A 25,158-nucleotide genomic window follows, 5' to 3' on the forward strand; every position below is an offset into this window, starting at 1 on the left:
AGGAATGGTTGGTTACGCTCGAACCAGATGGATGGCGAACCCGTTGACCTCTTCCTTGAAGTAGACCACCTTGGTCCCTTTGGCGTCGGAGACGATTGACTCGGAGATCGGGGTGAAGCCGAACTGCTTCAGGTATCCGATGGTACGGTCCACGTCAAAGCAGCTGTAGGCAATGTGGCCATGGGTGCCGTAGAACGGTTTGTTCATCACTTCGATGGTGGTGTCCATGAACGAGGAGCCCGCTCCCCGCTTGGTGCAGACCATGCCGAGGTGCTCGAACGCCGTGATGGATTTCTCCATGGCCGCGGCATCCGGGTTGTTCAACCCGATGTGGGTGAAGTGCAGTCCCTGCAGCGCCAGTTCCGCTTCCTTGCAGATCGTGGTGATCTCATCCCACTTGTCGCCGTTGATCAGATCAGACTTGACCATCCAGGATCCTCCGACGGAAAGCACGTTGGGCGCTTTGGCGTAGGATGCGATATTCTCCAGGTTGATGCCTCCGGTGGGCATGAATTTCAGCGAGGGGAACGGACCGGCCAGGTTCTTCAGCATGTCAACGCCGCCATTTGCTTCGGCGGGGAAGAACTTCAGGACGGAAAGACCCATCTTCACCCCTTTGGTGATCTCGCTCGGCGTGCTGACGCCCGGGCAGACCGGGATGTGGTGTTCCAGACACCAGGAAACCAGCTCTTCATCGAAGCCCGGCGCGACGATGAACGACGCTCCCGCCTTCACCGCTTTCTCGGCGTTCTCGATGGAAAGGACGGTTCCCGCCCCAAGCAGCATGTCGGGGTATGCCTGGTGCATTGCCTTGATGGCCGCTTCCGCCGCGCTAGTGCGGAAGGTGACCTCCGCGGCGGGGATGCCGCCGTCGATCAACGCTTTGGCCAGCTTGGTGGCTTTCGACGCGTCGTCCAGTTTGACGACGGGGATGATACCGATGTCATGGACACGTTTGTAGAAATCTTCAAACATGGTGCGCTCCTTATTGCATATTAATGAAACATTGTTTCAAATATTGACATCCCAAAGGATACACCCTATGATGGGGAATTGCAAGCGTTTCATACAAAACAAATTGGAGGAATTCCATGGGAAAAGAATTTGTCACCTTCGGTGAAATCATGTTGCGTCTGAAGTCGCCTCGTCATGAGCGTTTCTTCCAGTCCCCCAGCCTTGAGGCCACCTTTGGCGGCGGAGAAGCCAACGTTGCCGTCTCCCTTGCCATTTTGGGGAAAAAGGCCCGGTTCGTCACCTCCGTGCCTGACAACGCCATCGGAGAGGCATGCATCCGCGAGGTGCGCAAATACGGTGTGGATGTGGACAGCATCAACCGGATCAAAGGTTCCCGGCTTGGCATCTATTACTTGGAGACCGGCGCCAACCAGCGTGCCAGTTCCGTGGTGTACGATCGTGCCGGTAGCGCTTTCGCCACCAGCAAGGCTTCCGACTATCCGTTTGATGCCATCATGGCCGATGCCGCCTGGTTCCATGTGACCGGCATCACGCCGGCGGTCAGCCAGGAAGCGGCCGACGCCGCGTTGGCCGCCATGCAGGCTGCCAAGAAGCACGGCGCCACGGTGTCCATTGACCTGAACTACCGCAAGAAGTTGTGGAACTACGGCAAGAAGGCTCCGGAAGTGATGCGGGAGCTCACCAAGTACGCCGATGTGGTCATCGCCAACGAAGAGGATATCCAGAAGTGTCTGGACATCCAGGCCAAGGTGGATGTGACCAGCGGAAAGCTTGACCCCAAGGCGTATGAGGCGTTGACGGCGGAAGTGAAGAAGCAGTTCCCCAACGTCAACGTGGTTGCGGTGACGCTCCGCGAGAGCCACAGCGCCGACCACAACGGATGGAGCGCCGCATTGTCCGGCAAGACGGGGTACTACGTCTCCCGCCACTATGAGATCGAGGACATCATCGACCGTGTCGGAGGCGGGGACTCTTTTGCCGCCGGGATCATCTACGGACTTTCCGAGTATCCCCAGGACGAGCAGTATGCCCTGAACTTCGCCGTCGCCGCTTCCTGCCTGAAGCACAGCATCGACGGAGACCTCAACCTGGCCACCAAGAGCGAGATCGAAGCGCTGGCCAAGGGCGATGGATCGGGCAGAGTGCAGCGCTGATCATTCTTCCGTTTCCCACAATGGCCTTCCCCTGCGGAAGGCCTTTTGTCGTTTTATGGGAAAGGATCGTCAACCCTTTCCAAAGCTTTCCTTGACAGCCCCTTTCCGTATGGTACTCTGAAACCAATACCAATCATACGGCGCCTTCTGTGTGCCTGATTGCTGAAAGCGGGAGCGTGCAACATGCAAATTACCAAGCTGAATCTGTATACCGTCCCTCCACGATGGCTCTTTTTGGAAATGGAAACGGATGAAGGGATCACCGGGTGGGGTGAGCCGGTTGTGGAAGGAAGGGCCTCGGTGGTAAAAGCCGCGGTGGAGGATTTCGGCACGTTGCTTGTGGGAAAAGATCCCCGACGGATCGAAGATCTGTGGCAAATGATGTACCGTACCGGCTTCTATCGTGGGGGGCCGGAAGTGATGAGCGCGATTGCGGGCATCGACCAGGCGTTGTGGGACATCAAGGGGAAAGCTCTTGGCGTTCCGGTGTATGAACTGCTCGGCGGGTTGTGCAGGGACCGTTTGCGGGTGTACAGCTGGGTTGGCGGAGACCGCCCGGGAGACCTTGAGGAAGGGGTGAAACGGCTGTGGGAGAGCGGGTGCACCGCGGTGAAGATGAATGCTACCGAAGAGATGCATTACATCGACCAGTACACAAAGATCGACGCGGTATGCCAGCGCGTCCAGACAATCAGGGATGCAATGGGATCGAAGATGGACATCGCGGTGGATTTCCATGGAAGGGTGCACAAGTCGATGGCGAAGGTATTGGCCCATGCGTTGGAACCCTACCATCTGATGTTCATTGAAGAACCGGTGCTTCCCCAGAACAATGAAGCGCTTCGTGAGATCGCGCATCATACCTCGACGCCGATCGCAACCGGCGAGCGGATGTTCAGCCGATGGGATTTCAAACCATTGTTTGAGGCGGGGTACGTCGATATCATCCAACCGGATCTTTCCCATGCGGGAGGGATCTCGGAAGTGAAGAAGATCGCGGCAATGGCGGAGGCCTACGACATATCCGTGGCTCCCCATTGCCCCCTTGGTCCGATCGCGCTTGCCGCGTGTGTGCAACTGGATGCGTGTACCCCGAATGTCGCGATCCAGGAGCAAAGTCTCGGCATCCATTACAACAAAGGAACAGATCTGCTCGATTATCTGAAGGATCCTGAGGTGTTCCGTTTCAAAGACGGGTATATCCAGATCCCGACCGCTCCCGGATTGGGAATTGAAGTGAACAAGGAGAAAGTCCTGGCCGCAGCCGCCAAAGGCCACTCCTGGAAGAATCCAATCTGGAGAAATTACGACGGAACCATCGCGGAATGGTGAGGTACTCATCCATTCCGCGCCGTCTCTGCGTCATCGTTGGATTCGTGCGTTGGCCCCATGGGCCAGGGCTTCCACCTGCGCCCGGGTCGCCATGGTGGTGTCACCGGGGTAGGTGGTGAGCAACGCACCATGGGCCCACCCAAGCCGTAATGCCTCTTCGGGATCCTTTCCTTCCAACAGGCCGTAGATCAACCCGGCGGCAAAGCCATCACCACCACCGACACGATCATACACGTCAAGGTGGCAGGTGGGGGCCTGGTATCCCTTCCCATCCATATACAATACGGCGCTCCAGTCATGGGAGTTGGTGGAATGCACCTCCCTGAGGGTGGTTGCCACCGCCTTGATGTTGGGGAAGCGTTTCGAGACGGTATCCATCATGGCAAAAAAGACGGAGGGGTCGGAGTTCCCCGATTTCTCCATTTTGGGACCTTCCAGTCCCAGACCGAGCTGCAGATCTTCTTCATTGCCAAGAAGTACGTCCACATTCTCGACGATTCGGGATAGACATTGCTGGGCTGTCCGTTGGGCGTCTTCTCCGGATTGCGCGATGGAAGCCCAGAGTTTCTTGCGGTAGTTGAGATCAAAGGAAACCACCGCTTCATGGGAATGGGCTTCCTGCATCGCTTTGATCACCAGATCGGGCGTTGCAGGGGAGAGCGCACTGAAAATACCCCCGCTGTGGAACCATCGTATCTTGTGAGAGAAGATTTCATCCCATGCGAAACTTTCCTTGGTGAGAAGGGCGGCGGCTTCATTGCTCCGGTTGTAGAAAACGACGGGTGCTCGGACTCCTTGCCCGCGATCGCTGTACACGTGGGCCATGTTGGGGCCCCGGACGCCATCATGAGGGAACCTGGTATAAAACGGGATGACCCCCATTTTCCTCACTTCGCTTTCGATTTTCCATCCAAGGGGATAGTCAACCATCGCCGAAATGATTGCCGTCCGTTCCCCGAACGCGCGGGCAAGGTTCGCCGCGACATTGTATTCTCCGCCTGAGACGTGCATCTGTACCGTATCGGCATATTCGATTGGGGTGATGCCGGAATCCAATCGGATCACCAAAGCCCCTAACGCGGCGAAATCAATTCCATCAGACGTTTTTTTTGGTATCTGCAAAAGCATATCAGGTTTCCTCCTATGCGTTGTATGTGGTTGACGCGGTGGTTCCCCCATGACCGGTCCAGTTGGTATGGAAAAACGATCCACGCTCCGTATCGGTCCGTTCATAGGTATGCGCTCCAAAATAATCCCGTTGCGCCTGGATGAGATTGGCGGGAAGCCACGCGCTCCGATATCCATCAAACCATGACAGGGCTGCGGAAAGCGCCGGGGTGGGGATGCCCGCCAGAAGAGTCGTGGAAAGTACCTTTCTCAGTCCTTGTACTCCTCGGTGCAGAGAGTCCTGGAATGCCGGTGCCAATATGAGGTTTTCCAGATCGGGATGCGTATGGTATGCATCGCTGATCTTGTCGAGGAACGAAGAACGGATGATGCATCCACCCCTCCATAACAGTGCGATATTCCCCAAATCCAAATTCCAGTCGTTTGTCGTTCCCGCTTTTCTGAGCAACTCAAATCCTTGGGTATACGAAATGATCTTCGCCGCATACAACCCGTCATGCAAATCAGCAAGGAACACCTGTCTGTCCCCTTGGAATGAAAAGATGTCCTGGGGATATACCTGGCTTGCCTGAATACGGGCCTCTTTCTGGTCGCTCAGGGAACGGGCGAACACCGCTTCGGTGATCAACGTCAAAGGGACACCACGGTCAAGCGCGTCCTCACTGGTCCATTTCCCCGTTCCTTTTTGTCCTGCTGTATCGAGGATTTTCTCCACCAACGGGCTCCCGTCCGCATCCTTGAATCCCAGAATGTCTGCGGTGATCTCCATCAAGTATGAGTTCAGGTTGCCGTTGTTCCAGATGCGGAAGCAAGACTCCATGTCATGGTAATCCATTTGAAGATAGCGTTTCATGATGGCATAGATCTCACTGATCAACTCCATATCACCGTATTCAATGCCATTATGGACCATTTTTACATAATGTCCGGCTCCGCCTGGCCCGATCCAGTCGCAACAGGGTTTTCCGGATGCTTTGGCGGCGATTGCCTGGAGGATTGGCTTGACGGTCTTCCATGCCCCGATGCTCCCTCCCGGCATGATGGACGGACCCCAGAGGGCTCCTTCCTCACCACCGGAAACACCGGTTCCAATGTACTGCAACCCTTTTGCCTCTACCGTTTTCACCCTTCGTTCCGTATCCTTGTAATAGGAATTCCCCCCGTCGATGATGATGTCTCCGGGAGAGAGGATCGGCAGAAGTCGGTTGATCATCTGATCTACCGGATCCCCCGCCTTGACCATGAGAAAGACGATGCGGGGTGATTGCAAAACAGAGACCAGTTCCTGGAGGCTGTGGGTTCCAATGAATGATTTTCCTTTCCCTCGCTCCTGGAGAAATTCATCCACACGGGATGTCGTTCTGTTGTATACGGCGACGGTATATCCGTTTCGTGCCAAATTGAGCGCCAGATTCTCGCCCATGACCGCAAGCCCGATGAATCCGATGGATGCTTTCATGTATCCCCCTTTGCTTATGACCGCCGTTTGGCGATCGCTTCCCGCATATTGTCCAAACTGTCCAATCCTTTCTTTCCAAGACGCTGCATCATCTCAATGTAGATGACATTGATGTAGGTGGCTGCCGCGATGTTTGCGGTAAACGCTTCCGCAACCACTTCGCTGTGCACCGGAGAAAGGCAGAATACCTTGTCCGCCATCTGGGCAAGCGGGGATTTTGCATAACTGGTGAACACGACCACGGGACAATGATGGCACTTCACCTCTTGGGCGAGGGAAAGGATGTCATAGTTGGTTCCCATGTGGCTGAACAGGAGCGCCACATCCTTTGAAGTGCTTTGGGAGGCGAGCATCAGTTGCATGTGGAAGTCTTCGGCGAAGCCACAGTTCAATCCGGAACGGATGAATTTATGGAATGCGGCGCGCGCCGCGATGTTCGATCCTCCCAAACCAAAGAGATAGGCAGTCCTGCACGAGGCCAGGATGGCTGCCAGTTGTTGTACCTCTTTGCGGTTCACAAGCTTCTGGGTTTCCTGCAGAACTTTCATCGTATGGTTGAACACAAGATCCACCACGTCCTCCTTGTCGGAAACCTCGACTTCAAAGATCTGTTTGGATCCGTTGATTGATTCCTTCGCCAATGCGATCCTGAATTGTTGGTATCCGGAAAACCCCAGCTTTCTGACGAATCTGACAAGCGTGGCTTCACTGATGCCGATGCGGGAGGCCAGTTCCTCAATGCTTGGATTGACGGAATCTTCCGGATGCGCAAGGACAAAATCAGCGATTTTCTTTTCTTTGATGCTCAGTTCGTTGTAATTCTGTTTAATGGCGAATGTCGCGCTGATGATTTCCATGAGAACCTCTGGTCTTACTATAGATGAAATTAATATTCATGTAAAGAAATTTTTATTTACTTTTTTGTTTACAGATTCCAAAACAGGTTTCATACTTACACATACAAAAGGAGCGCGTTATGACGAAAAAGGTTTTAATTGGATTCCTTATCCTCTGTATGTGTGGGTCTCTGATGCTCTTTGCCCAAGGAGGACAAGAAGCAAAAAGTGATACGCAAAAACCGCAGGAGATTCGGGTGATGTTGGCGAACCATCCCTATGGGGATCTCCTGAAGAAGCGAATCCCTGAGTTTGAGGCGAAGACGGGGATCAAGGTGAAGGTGGAACAGTTGCAGGAAGCCCAGCTGACCCAGCAACTTACCACGGAATTTGCGACAGGATCCTCATCGGTTGACGTGTTCATGACCCGACCGTTGCAGGAAGGGCTGCTGTTCATGAAGAACGGGTGGTATACGCCGCTTGATTCGTATGATTTCTCCGATTATCCCCAGAGTACGGTGGATATCGGGAAAAAGACCGGTGTTTCCTATATCGTCCCGTTGGTGACGGAATGGGAAGTGTTGTATTACCGGAAAGATCTGCTTGAGAAGGCAGGGATTGCGGTTCCAAAGAACTTTGAGGAACTGGAAGCCGCCGCGGCCAAGCTGAACAAAGATGGGGTCGCCGGATTCGCGTCGCGCGGAAAGGGGAATGCCGGAGTCACCCAGATGTCCAGCTACGTGTACAATTTCGGAGGCCGGTATCTGGAAAACGGACATGCCGTATTTGACAGCCCGGAAGCGGTTGCGGCCATCCGCTACTACGGACGGTTGAACGGGACGTATGGACCGCAGGGCATCACCAGCATGTCGTGGGAAAACATCATGCCGGTCTTCCAGGCGGGAAAAATCGCCATGTGGACCGACGCCTCCGTGTTCTATGGCCAGGTGGTCGACCCGGCGAAGACGGTGATCCCCAAAGAAAACGTCGGTGTTGCCGCATTCCCCACCGGTCCGAAACGGAACAACCCGTTCATTGTGGTTTCCTGGGGCATGGCCATTGCCAGCAAAACGAAAAATCTGGATGCAGCCAAACAGTTCCTGGAGTGGGCGACCAGCCAGGCGCTTGCCAAGGAAGGCATGATGAGCGACATCACCATGGCCCGCAACTCCGTGTGGAAAGACAAAGACGTGCTTGCCGTGATGAATCCCGGGTTGGTGGAGTCCCAGGCGACTGCGGCTGCCAACGGATATCCGTATGACCGGCCCTACATGAGTTCTGTGGGCGCGGCGCGGGATCTCATCGGAGAAGTGATCATCGAGTCGATCAATTCGAAAGGTGAGTCCTCCAAGATTCCCGCGATGGCTGCGGAAAAAGCGAAAGCGGTGAATGAGTTATTGAAGACGGATGGGGAATACCAACCGTAACACACGAAGGTTCTCCGGGCATGGGTCCTCCATGCCTGGAGTTGTTTTGCAGGAAAGAGGCGGCGCATGATCAAGCAAGGATTCTTTGAACGGAACATCAAGTATTTGTTTCCACTGCCTGCGGTGATATTTGTCGTGGTGCTGATGGTGTTTCCTGTCTGTTATACATTTTTCTTAAGTTTTACGGACTGGACGCTCACCAGTGGAAAGCCGTTGCAATTCATCGGATTGCAGAGCTATGTGTCCGTGCTCAAGGAACCAAGATTCCATGCGGCCCTGGGAAGAACATTTGCGTTTACCTTTGGTGCGGTGATCGTTGAAATGGTTTTGGGAACAGCGGTCGCCCTGTTGTTGAATCGGGAATTTACCGGAAAAGGAATCGTGAAGACGCTGTTGTTGTTGCCGTTGGTATCGACACCGGTCGCCATCGGTATTGTCTGGAATCTGTTCTATGATCCTACCATCGGGATCCTGAATTATATGCTCAGCAAACTTGGGTTGCCGCAGTCCGGATGGGTGACCGACGCGGCCACGGTGATGCCTTCCTTGATCTTGGTGGATATCTGGCAGTGGACGCCGATGATCACCATCATTGTCATGGCAGGGCTCGCCGGTCTTTCCACGGAGCCCTATGAGTCAGCCTATGTGGATGGGGCGAATTCCCGGCAGATTCTGTTCAGGATCACCTTGCCGATGCTGATGCCGACCATCCTCACCGCGGTGATCCTTCGTTCCATTGATGCGTTGAAAACGTACGACATCATTTACGCCATGACGGGTGGGGGGCCCGGATATGCGTCGGAAAACCTGAATATTCTGGCGTTCAAATACAGTTTTGAATATTTCCGCATGGGGAGAAGCGCCGTGATGCTGGTCATCCTGTTCGTAATCGTCCTGTTTTTCAGCCTGGGTGTCATGAAACTCAGGAAAGCGTTTGAGCTGTAGGAGAGGAATATGAGAAAAGAACGTACCGCGTTTCGTATCGTATTCCCCATTCTGCTGGCATGTATCATCATCCCCATCCTGTTTCCGTTTGTCTGGATGGTGATGAGTTCGATAAAGACGCAAGTCGACATCATCGCTTGGCCGCCGAGATTCGTGTTTCGTCCCACCGCCCAGAACTATGAACGGGTGTTCGTTGAACAGGACTTCATGAAATACCTGAAGAATTCCGTCATCGTTGCGGTGGTTGCGGTGTCCCTTTCGTTGGTGCTGGGGTTGCCTGCTGCTTATTCCATTGCGCGGTTCAAGCAAAAGAAGCTTTCCGTCTTCATTCTTGTCGCCCGCCTGCTTCCCGGAATCTCATTTCTGATGCCGTGGTACATCGTCTTCTCCCGGCTCCGGTTGATGGATTCCTATGTGGCGTTGATCCTCTCCCATATGTTGATCGCCCTGCCGTTGGTGGTGTGGGTGATGAGTCCGTATTTTGATTCCGTCCCGTTGGAGCTTGAGGAAGCCGCAATGGTTGATGGACAGACCCGGCAACATACCTTCATTTCCATTGTGCTTCCGCTTTCGACGCCGGGAATCGTGACGGCGACGACATTGAGTTTTATCTTCAGTTGGAACAACTTCATGTTCAGCCAGGTGCTCAGCCAGCAGAAGACCCGGACGCTTCCTATCGCCGTGTACAACTTCCTTTCCTATGTGGAGGTCGATTGGGGTGCCGTGATGGCCGCGGCAGTCGCCATCATGGCTCCCGCCATCGTGTTGACCATGGTATTCCAGAAATACGTGGTGAAAGGATTGACCGCCGGAGCGGTGAAAGGATAATCCCCGGTACGTATGACCTCTCCACGTGCCAAGTGCTGTGGCTGGCCGGAGGCGGATGGTGTTCGAACCCTTCGCATGAAAAGTCGCGCCGTGATGGCAAAATGCATCTGGCGACAGGTGGATGCTTATCGGGAGAATTTGGTGAGATTCACCGATTCCAAGACCTTCCCTTGGAAAAGATTCCTCATGCTTGCATCCCTATCAGAAAGGGGGGCGCTTTGCAACCTCAAACGGAGGAACCAAAATACAAGGGAGCACACGGTTTTTCGCATCTATGGGTGCATCATGTTGGTTGATGGTTTGCATGTCCGCTCCTCCTGATGTGGGATTTCCCAAAAAGTATGTACATTTTTCTTCCAAAGGCCAAAAGAAAAGGGCCGTGTGCCGATAGGGGATTCGTCTGAATTCTCTTGTGTGATGCGTGAAGAGGGAAGGAAAAGTGGCCTTGTTGAGAGGGCAAAAACCTTTGAATCATGTCGATAATTTTCATGAAAAGCTGTCGTTACGCTCTTTTGATGTGAAATGTTTGGCTTTACAATAGAGGCGCAGACGGGCAGTAGCCCCTGCATAATGTCTGAGGAGGCTCACATGAAAAAAACATTGGTTTTGTTGATGGTGCTCTGCATGTGCTTCACTGTCTTCGCCCAAGGCTCCAAGGAAGCTTCCGCTCCTGCAGCCCAGAAGGTGACGTTGACGATGGGTTCGTGGAGAACCGATGATGTCGAGCAGATGAACAACCTGCTTGCCGAGTACAAGAAGGTCGCCCCGAACGTGGAGATCAAATTCCAGCCGACCAATCCCCCTGATTACAACGCGACGCTGCGTCTCCAGCTGGATTCCAAGACCGGCCCGGATCTGATGTACGCCCGCTCCTACGCCACCGGCCAGGAACTGTTCAACGCAGGCTATTTCGCCGACTGCACCGACATTCCAGGCCTGATGACCAATTTCTCCGCGTCCAATCTGGCACCGTGGCAGATGCCCGATGGCAGGATGTTCGCCGTCCCGTTCGCAGCGGTCAGCCATGCGGTGTACTACAACAAGGACATCTTCGCCAAGTACGGTCTTTCCATTCCGACCACATGGGAGGATTTCCTCTCTGTCTGTGATACGTTGCAGAAAGCCGGCGTCACGCCGCTTGCCAACGGCGTCGCCGATGAATGGGATATTTTGGAATGCTTCTTCCTTGGCATGCTTCCCAACTACGTGGGTGGCGCGTCGGAACGGGTGAAGTACGAGAGCGGTGAGAAGAAACTCAACGACGAGAACTTCGTCGCAGCCTATCAGGCGATGGCCGATGTGGCCAAGTACTGCCCGAAGGGCTTCGAGTCCGTCACGTACAATGACAGCCAGGTGTTGTTCAACACGCAGAAGGCCGCCATGTTCGTCGATGGTTCCTGGACGGCCGGCGTGTACAAGGACGCCACGTTCCAGTGGGGCGTGTTTGCCATTCCTGCCCCCAAGGGGAGAAAGACGGCCATCTGCTTCCATCCGGACATGGCCATCACGATGAACACCGCCACCACGCATCCCGCAGAAGCCAAGGCGTTCCTCGCGTGGCTCTGCACCAAGGAAGGCGCCACCACGGCAAGCAAGAACCTGCCGGTCGGCTACTTCCCGATGATCAACTTTGAGATCACGCTGGATGATCCTCACGCCAACGAGTTCCTGGCGTTGAACGCCGGCAAGGAAACGGATGCCCGTTTCGTCTGGCCCGCATTGATGGATCTGTATTCGCCGATGAACCAGGCGGTCATCAAAGTGATGCGCGGGGAGATCACGGCGCAGCAGGCCGCTGACAGCGTCGCCGCGCTGAAGAAGTAACAAAGGGAAGATGGCCGCCGTTCTGGCGGCCATCCCGCTTGTCTTTCTCCAAGGAAGCGTTGATGAAGCAAGTACGGAATTCCATTACGCCAAAGGGAAGGTACTGGATTCTCTATCTCCTTCCCGCGTTGCTGTTCTATGTGGTGTTCATGGCCTGGCCCCTGTTGGATTCCCTGCGGCTGGCGTTCTTTACCGGCAATACGCCGGCGACGCGCAGTTTCGTGGGATGGGGCAATTTCCGGACGTTGTTCACCGATGAGACCCATCGTGTCCGCTATTGGGGCGCCTTCGGAAACACCTGGTATTTCTTTTTCATCAACATGCTGGCCCAGAACTGTCTGGGCATGCTGTTCGCTGTTATTTTGACCAATCCGACAATGAAGGGAAGAAGTTTCTACCAGACGGTGATCTTCATCCCCACCACGTTCGCCGTACTGGTCACCGGATACCTGTGGAAACTGCTGCTCAACCCGGTGTGGTGCGGGGATGTGCTGACCAAAATGCACCTGGGATTTCTGGTCCGTCCCTGGTTGGGAGACCAGTCCACGGCGCTTACCTGCGTCGCCTTGATCTCCTGCTGGCAGTGGATGGGCATCCCGACGATGATGTTCGTCGCCGCCCTGCGGAACATTCCGGATGATTGCCTGGAAGCGGCGCAGATCGAGGGGGCCAACGCCTGGCAGACCTTCTGGTACGTCAAGTATCCGATGATCCTGCCGGTCGTCGGGATGATCACCATTTTGACGTTCGTCAACAACTTCAACGCCTTTGACGTGGTCTTCGCCACGGAGAACGTCAACGGCGCCCCGTCGTACGCCACCGATCTAATCGGCACGTTGTTCTACCGTGTCGGTATCGCCGGCCAGCATCCCATCGGCATCCCTGATGCCGGCATGGGGGCGGCCATCGCCACCATCACGTTCTTTGTATTGATGGCCGGTGTGATCCCGGTACTCCGGTACACCCAGAAGGAGGCGTGAGATGGAACGACAAACCCGTACGTCACGCCACATCGGCTCCCATGTCGTAATGATCCTGTGGTGTTTCGTCGTCCTCTTTCCCCTGTGGGTGTTGATCGTCAACTCGTTCAAGACGCGGCTGACCATCTACACCAATCCATTCTGGATTCCCAAACAGTGGAACTTCGGGAATTACCGCTCCGTGCTTCGGGACGGGGATTTCCTGACCTATTTCAAGAACAGCCTGATCGTCGTGGTCCTCTCGCTGTTTCTGGTGCTGGTCATCTCGTCGCTGGCCTCGTTCGCCCTTTCCAACTGGCGGGGGAGGACATCCCGAGGCCTGTACCTGTTCTTCATCGCCGGCATGATGCTTCCCATCAAGATCGCGTCCATCAAGCTGCTCGAGCTGGTCCGTGCCCTGGGACTGCTCAACACCATCTGGTCCCTGGTGCCGATCTACATCGCCATGGGGCTTCCCATCGGGGTGTTCGTGCTGACGGAGTTCTTCCGGGAAGTGCCCCACGAGCTGACCGAGGCTGCCATCATTGACGGCGCCTCGTACCTCAGGGTGTTCGGCATCATTCTGCTCCCGTTGATCCGTCCGGCCCTGGCCACCGTTGCCATCTACAATCTGATCCCCTTCTGGAACGACCTGTGGTTCCCGTTGATCTTCATCAACGACGAATCGCAGAAAACCCTGCTGTTGGGCGTCACCCGCCTGTTCGGCCAGTACCAGACGGACTGGTCCAAGGTGCTTGCCGTCCTGACGCTCTCCGCCATTCCGGTACTGCTCTTGTACCTTTCGATGAGCAAGCAGTTCATCAAAGGCGTGACGGCCGGCGCGGTGAAGGGATAGGTTCCTGACCAGCGGGGAATATGGTATGCTGGACCCATGAGTCTCACAGACACCTTAACCCAGATTTCCCAGCGTGGCGTGATCGCCACGCTCAATCCGTATGATCTGGTCGCCGTCAAGGCGAACGGAATCATCTACTACTGCTTTTTCGTCACGGACACCGACACCATCCTGGCCTATCCAGGAGAGGCGGGATACGCCACGTTCCTGAAAAGCTTCGCCGACAGCAGGGATGAAGGCACCCCGCTGAAGGAGTTCAACCGGAAGATCGAGCAGGATGTCCTGGTGATCTGTCCGGGGGAAAAGGAACCGGTGATGGAAAAGCGTCCGCTTCATGATCCCCATCCGCCGAAAGACCCTTCGGCGGTGGAGAATCTCCTTTCCGTCCTGCTCTCCGGCGTGGACGCGTTCGCCCGGTGGAAGGACAAGGAAGGGTGGATGAAGGATGCCGGGGTGGGGGGCGCTCCGGAGGATGTGGCGCCGCTCGTCGGGGAAGACGGGTCGGTTTCCCCGCTGTTCGTCAAGGACATCGACATCTCGTTCACCCACGATGTGGCGACGATCACCGATTTCCAAAGGCTGGCAACGCTCCGGCGGAACCGCCAGAAAGAAACGACGGTGCTGTACGCCGCGGTGTTCGTCTGTCCGATTCCCCTGGGGGATTCCTATCCGTTCGTCCAGGTGTTGTTTGACAAGACACGCCACACGCCGGTGGATGCCATGATGATCTCCGACTACGCCAAGGAACATGTCACGTTCGTCGAGCATTTTCTCTCATACTGCCAGCAGAAGGGAGTGCCGGCAGCGATGCACGCCATGGATGAGCGCTCCTACTATCTGTACAAGGATGTGTGTCAGGCCCTGGGGATGATGATCACCCTGCCGGACCGGACGGATACGGAGATGGATGAGGTGTGCGAAGGATACGTCCAGGCCGCCGCGGCGCTGGTGTCGCAAGACATGGAGGAACACCACCATCATGACCATGACCACCATGATCATGAGAGCGAGTGATCAGGCGGGATTCGGCGCTTCGTAGCCAAGCAGTTTGGACAGGTGGCCGCACTCCGTGGTGATCGCCTTGGTGATGCGGTCCTGTTCGGCGCGGTTGAACCGGAACAGAGGCCAGGTGACGCTCATAGCCGCCACCGTCTTGCCGGTGTAATCCTTCACCGGGGAAGCGATGCACAGTGTCCCGATCTCATGCTCCTCCTCATCCGTCGCCCAGCCACGCTGGCGCACCAGTTCCAGTTCTTTTCTCAGGGATTCGGCATCCCTGATGGTGTGGGGCGTGTACGGTTTGAGAATGGTTGAGGAGAGGTAGCGTTGCAACTCTTCCTCCGTCATGCTGGCCAGAAACACCTTGCCGATGCCGGTGCAGTACAGCGGGATGGATTTGCCCACCCGGCTGTACATCCGGATCGTATAGGATGATTCTTTTTTCAGCACATAGACGGCGTGGTTGCCTTCCAGAATTCCCATGTGGACTGTCTCCCCCAGGCTGTCGCAGAGTTTCTGCGCCACCGGGTTTGCCAGTCCGATCAGATCAATGTGCTCCAGGCCATGGGAACCGACGGAGAACATCTTCAGCGTCAAGGAATATTGGTCGGCAGGGTCACGATACACGTAGCCCAGGCCGATCAACGTATTGAGGAACCGGAGAAGCGTCGCCTTGGGAAGCTTGGTCTGCTTGGACAACTGCTCCAAATTGATGCTTGTGCAATGTGCCAATGATTCCAGGATCGCGATGGTCCGAACCACTCCGCTGGTTTGTGTCTTTTCCGGTTCCATACGATCCCCTCAGCCTTCGAAGTACTGCTTCGCGTTGGTGAAGCTGATGTCCTGGACCATCGAACCCAAGGAATCGATGTCGTTGGGAAGCTCTCCGTTCTCCACCCATGTCCCGATGACGTTGCACAGGATCCTGCGGAAGTACTCGTGGCGCGGGTAGGAAAGGAACGAACGGCTGTCCGTCAGCATGCCGATGAAGGTGGGGAGCAACCCGACGTTGGCCAGCGTCTTCAGCTGGAACTCCATGCCGTCGCGATGATCGCAGAACCACCACGCCGAGCCGAGCTGCATCTTGCCGTGGATGCCTCCTCCCTGGTAGCAACCCATCAGGGTGGCCAGCGGGTAGAAGTCCTTCGGGTTCAGGCTGTACAGGATCGTCTTGGGCACTTCGTCGGTGATGGACAGGTTCTTCAGGAACGCGCAGAGGTTGGCGGAAAGCTCAACGTCATGCACGGCATCGAACCCGGTGTCCGGCCCCAGCTTGTCGAACATCACCTGGTTGCAGTCTCGGATCGAGGAGAAGTGCAGCTGCATGGCGATGTTCCGCTTGGCGTACGCCTTGGCCATCGTCGTCAGGACGAACGTCTTGTAGGCGTCGATTTCTTCTTCGGAGAGGATGCCACCGTTCATCTTCTTCTGGAAGATGGCGTTGACCTGCTCCACCGGCAGGAAGGTGTGCGGCGCGCTGATCAACGCATGGTCGCTGGCTTTGCATCCCATTTGGACGAAGAAGTCCAGCCGCTTGATCAATGCGGCGGTGACATCCTCGGCGCTGTTGATCTCCATGCCCGCCGCCTTTGCAAGCGTGGCGATGTAGTCGGCGAATGTCGCCTTCTCGATCTGGATGGCCTTGTCCGGGCGGTAGGAAGGAATGACCTTGGCGGGACAGTTCCCTTCGTTTTTGATCAACTGGTGGAAGTGCAGGTCATCGGCGGGATCATCCGTCGTCCCGACGGCGTACACCTTGAACTTCTTCATGATGCCAAAGACGGACAGCGTCGGATCGGTCTTGAACTTCTCGTTCGCCTCGTCGTAGATCGCCTTGGCGTTCTTGCGGTTCAGTACCTGGTTGATGCCGAAGTATCGCTGCAACTCCAGATGGGTCCAGTGGTAGACCGGGTTTCCAATGGAATGTTCCATCGTCTCCGCCCATGCCAGGAACTTGTCGTACGGATCGGCGTCGCCGGTGATCAACTTCTCATCGAAACCGTATGCCCGCATCAATCTCCACTTGTAGTGGTCTCCGCCAAGCCACGCGTCGGTGATGGTGGTGAACCGCTTGTCCTCGGCGATCTGCCGGGGGATCAAATGGCAGTGGTAATCGAAAATCGGCATATCCTTCGCGTACGTGTTGAAAAGGGTTTCCGCCGTATCGTTGTACAGCATGAAATGCTCATCCATGAATTGTCTCATAGTATTACTCCATCTTTGAACAGTGAGATTTCCGCGTATCCGTTCTGTTCGTTTTTCGTGCGATACGTGCCGTCAGCGCACTGCCTGACCAGGTCGATCAGATCATCCGTCACCTTCTGGGAATCCTCTTCCAGCACCCGGCCGGCGTTGAAGTCGATCCAATTGGGCTTGTGCTCGGCAAGCGGGGTGTTGCTGGAGATCTTCAGCGTCGGAACGACGGAACCCAGCGGGGTTCCACGCCCGGTGGTGAACAGGATCATGTGGCAGCCTGCCGCCGACAGGGCGGTGGTCGACACGATGTCGTTCCCCGGTCCGGAGAGCAGGTTCAGCCCCGGTGTCACCACACGGGCGCCATAGGGAAGGACATCCTTCACCACGGCATGCCCGCCTTTCTGCACGCATCCCAGGCTCTTATCCTCCAGCGAACTGATGCCACCGGCCTTGTTGCCCGGCGACGGGTTCTCATAGACCACCTGTCCGTGTTTGACGAAGTATTCCTTGAACGCGTTGATCAAATCGACCGTCTTGTCGAACACCGCCGGTGAATCGGCGCGGTTCATCAGAATCTGCTCGGCTCCGAACATCTCCGGCACCTCGGTGAGAATCGCCGTGCCGCCCATGGCGGTCAAGGCGTCGCAGAAGCGGCCGACCAGCGGGTTGGCGGTGATGCCGGAAAGCCCGTCACTGCCGCCGCACTTCAGGCCGACGACCAGGCGGGACATCGGGACCGGTGTCCGTTTGTCTCCTTTCATCGTCTCGGCCAGCTCGGTCATCAGCTTCTGCGCAGAGGCGATCTCATCCTCCACGTCCTGGCAGACCAGGAACTTGACCCGGTTGGGATCCACCGGACCGACCAGCTCGCGGAACGACGCCGGGGTGTTGTTCTCGCACCCCAGGGAAAGCACCAAGACGCCACCGGCATTGGGATGGTGGACCAGATCGGCCAGGATTTTCCGGGTCGCCTCATGGTCGTCGCCCAGCTGGGAGCATCCGAACGGATGGCTCCAGATGTGGGCTTCCACCCCAAGGTGCTGGTCCGCCCAGGCTACCAGCCGTTCTCCGATGCGGTTGACGCATCCCACCGTCGGGACGATCCACAGTTCGTTGCGGATGCCGATCCTGCCATCGGAGCGTTGATACGCCTGGATGGTGGGAACGTGCCCTTCGTACCTTTTCTTCAGTTCGTCAGCCTTGGCCTTGAACGCATCCGCCTGCTTCTCATCGTACCGGTAGGTACCGGACTCCTCCAGCAAGGTGTGCAGGTTGTCCGCATGGACGTGCCCGCCTTTCTGGATGTCCGTTTTCATCGCTCCGATGGGGTATCCGTACTTGATGACCGGTTCCCCTGCCTTGATCGCTTCCAGCGCGATCTTGTGCCCCGCCGGAATATCCTCAAGCGCGGTCACCGTAATCCCGTCCACCGTCAAGGTCTCACCCTTGGCGACGGGCTGGATGGCAACGGCGACGCTGTCGTGCGGCGTAATCCTGAGCAGTTTGTTCTTCATGAACCCCCCTTTACTTGACCAGCTGCTGCACGGCCTGCTGCATGCCATGCTTCTGGATGGACGCCAGAGCGGAGGCTACGGCATCCTCCAGACCGGAAAGCTTGGTCAGATCCTCGCCCCAGAATTCGGTATGAGCCAACGTCTCATGGGCGAGCTTCTTGGGATCGTTGGTCTTGCCGTGCAGATCCTGGAAGAAGGAGAGCGCGCTCTCATCGTCCTGGATGGCATACGGCTTGCCGTCCCTGAGGCCCGTCATCTGCCGGTCGTGGATGTCCTTTCCGTTGTAGAAGGTGATCAAGGCGGCGATGCCGAAGGAGAGCACCACAGGGGCCTTGCCGGTCTTCTGGATGTATCCTTTGACGGATGGAAGATCCCGGGTCTTGAACTTGCTGGTGGAGTTCAGCGTGATGGAGAGCAGCATGTGATAGATGTACGGGTTGTCGAAACGCTCCAGCACATCCTCGGCGTACTTGGTCAGCATCGCCTTGTCGCCATCCATCGACGGAATGATCTCCTCGAACAGACCCTTGCGGATGAATTTGATCATCACCGGATCCTCGATGCAGTCCCGGACACAGTCGAATCCATACAGGAAGCCTGCCGGAACGAACATCGTGTGGGTGCCGTTGAGGATGCGCACCTTGCGGGTGCGGTAGAAGCTCATGTCGTCCGTCCAGACGACGTTCAGCCCCGCCTTGTCGAACGGAAGCTCGTCCTCGTGGCTGTGCGGCGCCTTGTGGCACTCGATGACCCACAGGTGGAAGATCTCCGCAGAATCAAGCAGGTTGTCCGTGTAGCCCAGTTCCTGGCAGATCTTCTCCGCCTCGGCCTTGGGATAGCCCGGAACGATCCGGTCGACCAGACTGTTGCAGAAATCACAGGCATTCTCCAGCCAGTCGGTGAAGCCCTGTTCCAGCTTCCATTCGGAGGCGTACTGCAGGACGATCCGCTTCAGGTTGTCACCATTCTTCTCGATCAGCTCGCACGGAATCAGGATCACGCCTTTCTTCGGATCCCCATGGAAGAACTGGTAGCGATGATACAGGAACTGGCAGACCTTGGCCGGATAGGAGAGCGGCGGCTGGTCGGACAGGGAGCAGCCGGAGGTGTAGGAGATTCCCGCCTCGGTGGTGTTGGAGACGATGAACCTCAGCTCCGGGCTTTCCGCGTAGCCGATGTATTTCCGGTACTCTTCCTCAACGTACGGGTTGAGGCATTCCTTCACGCTGGTGATCAGGCGGTATTCCACCACCGGTTTGCCGTTCTGCACGCCACGAAGCACCGTGGTGTACAGCCCTTTCTGCTGGTTGATCATCCCACCCATGCCCCGTTCCAACGGCTGGACCAGCACGATGTTGCCATTGAAATCGGTTTTCTCGTTGAGATTGTCGAACTGCCAATCAACGAACGCGCGGAGGAAGTTGCCTTCCCCGAACTGGAGGACACGCACCGGTCTGTCTACCGGTTGCTTGACATCAAGAATGCTTTTCATTTCGCAGACTCCTTTGTATAGTATACGTCTTTCTTCTCTTTTTTACCAAATAAAAGGGAAGCCATGATCGCACAGATTGTTTGCTGGGAAACAATTCCCAGGATGACGGGAAGCGCCGTCATCGGCGGGAAAAACTCAATGGCGAGCACCAGGGCGGCGCTGATGTTCCGCAGCGACGAAGCGAACGTCACCGAAATGGCGTCCTCGTGGGAGAAGTGGAACAGCCGGCAGAAACGGTAGGCGATGGGGAAGCCCACCGCGGCGAGGCCGGCGCACAGCAGGGCGATGGGGATGTACTTCCATGTTGCGTACTGGATCAACTCTTCGGCAATCTGGGAGGTGTTGATCATGACGACCAGCAGCAACCCGACCTTGGAGAACGGCTTGAGACACGGGGCGACGGTCTTCGTCACCTTGCCGTGGGTTGCCTGGTGGATCGCTACTCCGATGATCGACGGGATGACCACCATCTTCACCAGGGAAAGCATCATGCCGGTGGTGTCCATCTGGACGGACTGCCCGGTGAAGATGTGCATGGTCAGCGGCACCAGCAACGGGGCGAACAGCGTGTCCACCAGAAGGATGGTCAGCGACACGGCCATGTTGCCGCCATAGATGGAGCTCCATACCGTCCCTACCACCGCCGATGGCGTCGCCTTGAGCAGCATGTACCCGGTACGCAGATCCTTGTCCGATGGAAAGCAGATGGCGCTGCTGGCCCATGCGATGAACGGAAGCAGCAGATTGGCGCAGATCAGGAACACCAGCAGGAACGACGGTCGCTTCAGCGTCTTGCCGATGTCATTGACGCTGATGGACAGCGCGCCGGTCAGGGTAAGGAACCCGAACAGCCAGTTGACGCTTGGTTTCATCCATGCGACGTGACGTCCCAGCAGAAGCCCCAGCAGGACGCCACAAGGAGTGATGACCGGCATCAACCGTTCCAGGATATGGTCCGCCTGCTTCAGGTGTTGGACGGTGTTCTGAAAATGAAACATAGTTTCAATCATATGCTCGCCATTTTGACCTGTCAAGGCGGGATTTCCCGTGGTATGATGGAAAAACAGGCATCTTTTTGTACGAAGGAGAATAGGGAAGGTGCATAAGCGGATCGGCTTTGTATTGGCATCCATCCATACCGGATCATCCAAGGGATTCTGGTCTGACCTCGCCGTCCTGTCCAAGGAACACGGCGACGCCTTGTTCGTGTTTCCCGGAGGCCGGCTGGAATGCCAGGATGAATTTGAGTTCCTGCGCAACGAAATCTATGATCTTGCCAACGCGAAGAACCTGGATGGGCTGGTCAGCTGGGGATCCTCGCTTGGGGGCAGCATCAGCATCTCCCAGGTGGAGAAGTTCCATGACCGGTTCCAGGACCTTCCGTTCGTCACCTATTCCCTGAAGCGTCCCGGGCACCCCAACATCGGCTTTGACGCCTACGGGGGGATGCAGGCGCTGGTCACCCATATGATCCTCCACCATGGCGCCAAACGGTTGGCGTTCCTCCGGGGACCGGGCAACCACGAGGGAGCCCGGCTACGGTACAAGGCGTACGTGGATGCCCTTTCCCAGTGCCATATTCCGTTTGACGCCAACCTGGTCTCCGATCCGGTGGCGTGGGAGGATGGGGCGAAGGCGCTTTCCCAGTTGGTCGACGAGCGTCATCTGAAACCGGGAAAGGATTTCGACACGCTCCTCTGCTCCAGCGACATGATGATGTTCTCCGCCGGTAAGGTGCTGGAAGGAATGGGGATCTCCATTCCTGGAGACCTTCGGTTGGCCGGATTCAACGACAGTGAGGAAAGCCTGCTGCTGGAGTGCCCCTGCACTACGGTGCGCATGCCGGTGGAGGAGATGGCCTCGCTTTCCTATTATCAATTGCTTGATTTGATCGACAACCCACGGGGGAGCGACAACGACACGTTGCTGCCCGCTCCGCTGGTCATCCGCCGCTCCTGCGGCTGTCCGGATTCCCTGGGAGGGGAGGAGATCGCCCGGGCGAAGTTCTCCGGCAACCGGGAGGCGTTCGTCTCCTGGCTGGAGGAACGGTTCCCCGGATACCCGGTCCGGGAGGTGGTCGCCTCCGGCGATCCCCGGATGCTGGAGAGGACGCTCCGCGCCTACTTGCAGCATGGCGGGGATACGCTGTTGGCTGATGAGGCCATCGGCTGGTATGAACGGTACATCAGTGGTTCGGAGCAGGGGATTGCACTCCCTGTTGCTCCGTCAGAGGGATTTCGTCGACCGGGAAAGCGCCTACGCCACGCGGATGCAGTCACGGAGGATCAACTCGCTGAAGAGCGCGCTCCTCTGCTCGCGCAGCATCGTCTCCATCGCGTCCATCTGCACCACCCATCTTCCCGATGTGGGCATCACCGCCTGCTACCTGGTGCTGCACCAGGATGCCGGGAACCGTCTGGTGGGCGGGTTTGATGAGCACGGTCCGGTCGGACCCGCCGACCTGTCGGAAACAACGTTGCTTCCCGAATCGGTTTCCGCGTCCTTGACGGAAGGTGTGTACGTGGTGGAGCCGTTGTTCATGGAAAACCAGTCGCTGGGGTACGTCGTGCTGAAGACGGAGGAGTTCTCCGGCACGTTGATCGAAGACCTGCGCACCTCGCTCTCATCGGCCGTCAAAGGGACGATGTTGCTTGATGCCGCCAACAAGGCGCGGGAGGCCGCGGAGAAGGCCCAGCGGACCCGCAGCGAGTTCTTCGCCAACATCTCAAACGGTCTGCGGGACCCGTTGGAGACCATCGCCACGCTGTCCCAGGACAGCCCTCGTTGGGGTGAGATCAAATCCCAGCTTTCCAAAGCGAACCACCTCCTGGATCTCTCGCTCAGCCAGACTGGCGCGTTGGAGCTGGTGGAACACATCACCACGCTCCGCCCGGGTCTTCCGGCGGTGAAGGTGGACAGCCGTCTGTTCTCCGAGGTGCTGGAAGCCATCAAGGAAGTGATGGAAGGGGATGGGGAGACCTGCGCGGAGACGTTCCAGACGACGGTCGAAGGACTCCGTCTGACACTGACCAGCTCCCAGCCGAGGTGGATGGCGTCGATGAACCGCCAGGATCCCGGATTCAGCCTGGCCGAGCGGATCATGCTGATGGAAGGAGGAACGTTCACCCTGGTGGACAACCGTGTCCAGATGGTGTTCCCCTGGCCGAATCTGCAGAATTCGGAGACCGTCGGGCGCAAGGACGCCCGGATCTGCTTCGTCGGGGAAGACCCCGCAGCGGTTCCCGCCCTGTTTACTTCTTCGCCGTTCCTGGATGCCAAGATGGTGATCAAAGATCTGAAAATGCTGGACGGCTACGGCGCCGTGGCGCTGGACGCCCAGAGTGGTTCGTTCACCATGCAGATGCTCGTCCATGCGATGGAGACGGATGAGGCCGCCCGAAAGATGCCGATCCTCTGCCTGAACTGCCCGCAGGGCTACGATACGCTTGTCGAGGCGCTGAAGTCCCGCTTCCGCAGTGTCCTGGGTGGGGCGATCTTCGTCGATGGACCGGTCATTCCTCCGGGGTTGGAGAAACTGGGGATTCCCTCCGATTTCCTGATGCTTCCTTCATTGGATGCTTTCGCCACCTATGCCAAGGAACGGGCTCCGGCGTTGTTCCTGACCACCAATGTGGACGCCAGCAGGCTCTCTTCCATCCGAAGCGTCTCCCAGACCCCGATTTTGGTGATCTCGGAGAAATTCGACAAGGACGCGGTGGAGAAGCTTGCCGCCATCCCCAACCTGGTGATCGCCAACACCTGCGTCTGCGACGTCGGCTCGTTCATCACCCGGATCATCTCGATCATCGGAGGGGAGGCGATCCTGCCTCCGCTCACCGGGGTGCTGGTCAAACGGGCCATCGCCTATCTGGACAAGAATGCCACCAGCCAGATCTCACGCTGGCAGCTTGCCGAGGCGATCAACGTCAGTGAGGATTACCTGACCAGGATCTTCCGCAAGGAGCTGGGGATCTCGCCGTGGGATTATCTGAACCGGTATCGGATCTTCCTGGCGACCAAACTGCTCCGGCAGACATCGCTTACCATCAACGAGGTGGCCAGCGAGAGCGGATTCCAGGATCAGGCTTATTTCTGCAGAGTGTTCAAGAAGACGATGGGAGTCAATCCGGGGAAAATCAGGCGGGGGAAAGGCAGTTCAGAAAGTCGGTAAAGTACAATTGTCTCTCTGCATTTTTACGCGAAACGGCTCCTATACTGAAAAGGCAAGGGAGACTGGTATGGGCAAACGGAAAGACAATGCCGCGCAGTTGGATTCGATGGCAGCCTCGCTGAACAGTGAGGAACGAGCGGCATACCTCGCGTATAAAAAGCATCATCTGACGCGGGAGATCAAGCGGCATCGAAGCATCTATGCGATCATGCTGATTCCGCTGGCCTATTACATCCTGTTCAAGTACGTGCCGATCTGGAACGGCCAGATCGCGTTCCGTGATTACATGGCCCTGGATGGCGTGCTGGGGTCCAAATGGGTTGGATTGGCCAACTTCAAGGATTTCATCCATTCGTTCTACTTTGGTGAGTTGATCCGCAACACGATGATGTACAGCGTGGGAAAACTGGTGTTCAGCCTGCCGTTGTCCATCATCCTTGCCATCGCGCTGTATGAGTGTGTCCATCCCAAATTGGGGAAAGTGGTGCAGACGCTGGCCTACCTGCCGCACTTCCTCTCCTGGGTCATCATGTACGGCATTCTGCTCTCCCTGCTCGCTCCGGGAGACGGCGTGGTCAACGATTTGATCAAAATGGCCGGGGGGAAGCCGATCGACTTTCTGACCAGCACCAAGGCGTTCCCTTGGATCGTCATCTTATCCGACGCGTGGAAGGAGATGGGCTGGTCGGCCATCATCTTCATCGCCGCGTTGATGGGCATCGATCCGTCGCTGTTTGAGGCGGCGATGGTGGAAGGAGCCAACAGCTGGCAACGTGTGCATTACATCACCCTTCCATCGATCCGCCCGGTGATCGTCGTCGTATTGCTTCTCCGGCTTGGCACCATTTTGGATGCCGGTTTCAACCAGATCTTCATGTTGTACAGCACGCCGGTCCTCAGCGTCGCAGACATCATCGACACCTGGGTGTACCGCCAAGGCCTGCTGGAGTTCCAGTTTGGCCTCGCCACCGCCGTCGGTCTGTTCAAAGGGGTCATCGGACTTCTTCTGATCGTCGTCAGCAACAAGCTGACCAAGAAACTCAGCGGGTCGTCGCTGTATTGA

General features: G+C 56.6%; 21 protein-coding genes. 12 read left to right on the top strand and 9 right to left on the bottom strand.

Going from position 1 to position 25,158, the window contains the following annotated elements; genetic code table 11:
• Window positions 1-12: 12 nt before the first annotated feature.
• Window positions 13-975, bottom strand: coding sequence for a bifunctional 4-hydroxy-2-oxoglutarate aldolase/2-dehydro-3-deoxy-phosphogluconate aldolase (gene eda / locus LKE28_03345; protein MCH3907288.1), 963 nt, complete (start codon window positions 973-975; stop codon window positions 13-15).
• A gap of 116 nt (window positions 976-1,091) precedes the next feature.
• Between eda and LKE28_03350 the strand changes: the two genes are divergently transcribed.
• On the top strand, window positions 1,092-2,129 hold the full coding sequence (locus LKE28_03350; GenBank protein ID MCH3907289.1) for a sugar kinase: 1,038 nt from the start codon (window positions 1,092-1,094) through the stop codon (window positions 2,127-2,129).
• A 183-nt stretch (window positions 2,130-2,312) separates the two neighbouring features.
• The gene (gene dgoD, locus LKE28_03355) at window positions 2,313-3,461 is read left to right on the top strand and encodes a galactonate dehydratase (protein MCH3907290.1); all 1,149 of its coding nucleotides are present in this window, start codon (window positions 2,313-2,315) and stop codon (window positions 3,459-3,461) included.
• Between the two features lie 30 nt (window positions 3,462-3,491).
• On the opposite strand, the gene LKE28_03360 is transcribed toward dgoD, so the two are convergent.
• From LKE28_03360 to LKE28_03370, 3 genes are read right to left on the bottom strand one after another with little or no spacing between them, the layout of a single operon-like run.
• Entirely contained in the window at window positions 3,492-4,589 is a 1,098-nt protein-coding gene (locus LKE28_03360; protein ID MCH3907291.1) for a sugar kinase, read from the bottom strand.
• 13 nt (window positions 4,590-4,602) lie between these two features.
• A complete protein-coding gene (gene gnd, locus LKE28_03365; GenBank protein MCH3907292.1) occupies window positions 4,603-6,048 on the bottom strand; it encodes a decarboxylating NADP(+)-dependent phosphogluconate dehydrogenase in 1,446 nt (481 codons plus the stop codon).
• 14 nt (window positions 6,049-6,062) lie between these two features.
• Window positions 6,063-6,905, bottom strand: coding sequence for a MurR/RpiR family transcriptional regulator (locus tag LKE28_03370; GenBank protein MCH3907293.1), 843 nt, complete (start codon window positions 6,903-6,905; stop codon window positions 6,063-6,065).
• 239 nt (window positions 6,906-7,144) lie between these two features.
• Here LKE28_03370 and LKE28_03375 point away from each other — a divergent pair, with 239 nt between their 5' ends.
• The 7 genes from LKE28_03375 to LKE28_03405 all read left to right on the top strand — a co-directional run bounded on the left by LKE28_03375 (window position 7,145) and on the right by LKE28_03405 (window position 14,737).
• Window positions 7,145-8,311: a sugar ABC transporter substrate-binding protein gene (locus LKE28_03375; protein ID MCH3907294.1), complete on the top strand. Its 1,167-nt coding sequence runs from the start codon at window positions 7,145-7,147 to the stop codon at window positions 8,309-8,311.
• A gap of 66 nt (window positions 8,312-8,377) precedes the next feature.
• A complete protein-coding gene (locus LKE28_03380) occupies window positions 8,378-9,256 on the top strand; it encodes a sugar ABC transporter permease (GenBank protein MCH3907295.1) in 879 nt (292 codons plus the stop codon).
• A 9-nt stretch (window positions 9,257-9,265) separates the two neighbouring features.
• Window positions 9,266-10,084 carry a carbohydrate ABC transporter permease gene (locus tag LKE28_03385; protein MCH3907296.1) on the top strand — a complete coding sequence of 273 codons (819 nt, stop codon included), beginning with the start codon at window positions 9,266-9,268 and terminating at the stop codon, window positions 10,082-10,084.
• Window positions 10,085-10,672: 588 nt separating this feature from the next.
• Window positions 10,673-11,908: an ABC transporter substrate-binding protein gene (locus LKE28_03390; GenBank protein ID MCH3907297.1), complete on the top strand. Its 1,236-nt coding sequence runs from the start codon at window positions 10,673-10,675 to the stop codon at window positions 11,906-11,908.
• 62 nt (window positions 11,909-11,970) lie between these two features.
• A complete protein-coding gene (locus LKE28_03395) occupies window positions 11,971-12,888 on the top strand; it encodes a sugar ABC transporter permease (protein MCH3907298.1) in 918 nt (305 codons plus the stop codon).
• Between the two features lies 1 nt (window position 12,889).
• Entirely contained in the window at window positions 12,890-13,723 is an 834-nt protein-coding gene (locus tag LKE28_03400) for a carbohydrate ABC transporter permease (protein MCH3907299.1), read from the top strand.
• A gap of 36 nt (window positions 13,724-13,759) precedes the next feature.
• Window positions 13,760-14,737, top strand: coding sequence for a hypothetical protein (locus LKE28_03405; protein ID MCH3907300.1), 978 nt, complete (start codon window positions 13,760-13,762; stop codon window positions 14,735-14,737).
• Here LKE28_03405 and LKE28_03410 read toward each other — a convergent pair whose 3' ends face one another.
• Genes LKE28_03410 through LKE28_03430 form a run of 5 tightly spaced genes read right to left on the bottom strand, consistent with a single transcriptional unit; the run spans window position 14,738 to window position 20,922 of the window.
• Window positions 14,738-15,514, bottom strand: coding sequence for an IclR family transcriptional regulator (locus tag LKE28_03410; GenBank protein ID MCH3907301.1), 777 nt, complete (start codon window positions 15,512-15,514; stop codon window positions 14,738-14,740). It abuts the gene before it with no gap.
• Window positions 15,515-15,523: 9 nt separating this feature from the next.
• Window positions 15,524-16,927 (bottom strand): glucuronate isomerase, encoded by a 1,404-nt coding sequence (gene uxaC / locus LKE28_03415; protein MCH3907302.1) that lies wholly within the window; start codon window positions 16,925-16,927, stop codon window positions 15,524-15,526.
• Window positions 16,924-18,432 carry an altronate dehydratase family protein gene (locus LKE28_03420; GenBank protein ID MCH3907303.1) on the bottom strand — a complete coding sequence of 503 codons (1,509 nt, stop codon included), beginning with the start codon at window positions 18,430-18,432 and terminating at the stop codon, window positions 16,924-16,926. Before LKE28_03420 ends, uxaC begins: the two co-directional genes overlap by 4 nt.
• Window positions 18,433-18,442: 10 nt before the next feature.
• Window positions 18,443-19,924 (bottom strand): tagaturonate reductase, encoded by a 1,482-nt coding sequence (locus LKE28_03425; GenBank protein ID MCH3907304.1) that lies wholly within the window; start codon window positions 19,922-19,924, stop codon window positions 18,443-18,445.
• Window positions 19,921-20,922 (bottom strand): bile acid:sodium symporter family protein, encoded by a 1,002-nt coding sequence (locus LKE28_03430; protein ID MCH3907305.1) that lies wholly within the window; start codon window positions 20,920-20,922, stop codon window positions 19,921-19,923. Before LKE28_03430 ends, LKE28_03425 begins: the two co-directional genes overlap by 4 nt.
• 100 nt (window positions 20,923-21,022) lie before the next feature.
• On the opposite strand from LKE28_03430, the gene LKE28_03435 reads away from it, so the two are divergent.
• The 3 genes from LKE28_03435 (at window position 21,023) to LKE28_03445 (ending at window position 25,158) form a co-directional block, all read left to right on the top strand.
• Complete coding sequence (locus LKE28_03435; GenBank protein ID MCH3907306.1) at window positions 21,023-22,357, top strand: LacI family transcriptional regulator; 1,335 nt, start codon at window positions 21,023-21,025, stop codon at window positions 22,355-22,357.
• 1,126 nt (window positions 22,358-23,483) lie between these two features.
• Window positions 23,484-24,095 carry an AraC family transcriptional regulator gene (locus LKE28_03440; GenBank protein ID MCH3907307.1) on the top strand — a complete coding sequence of 204 codons (612 nt, stop codon included), beginning with the start codon at window positions 23,484-23,486 and terminating at the stop codon, window positions 24,093-24,095.
• Window positions 24,096-24,201: 106 nt separating this feature from the next.
• Window positions 24,202-25,158 (top strand): ABC transporter permease subunit, encoded by a 957-nt coding sequence (locus tag LKE28_03445; GenBank protein MCH3907308.1) that lies wholly within the window; start codon window positions 24,202-24,204, stop codon window positions 25,156-25,158.

Source organism: Sphaerochaeta sp. (assembly GCA_022482495.1).
Classification (GTDB): Bacteria; Spirochaetota; Spirochaetia; order Sphaerochaetales; family Sphaerochaetaceae; genus RUG023.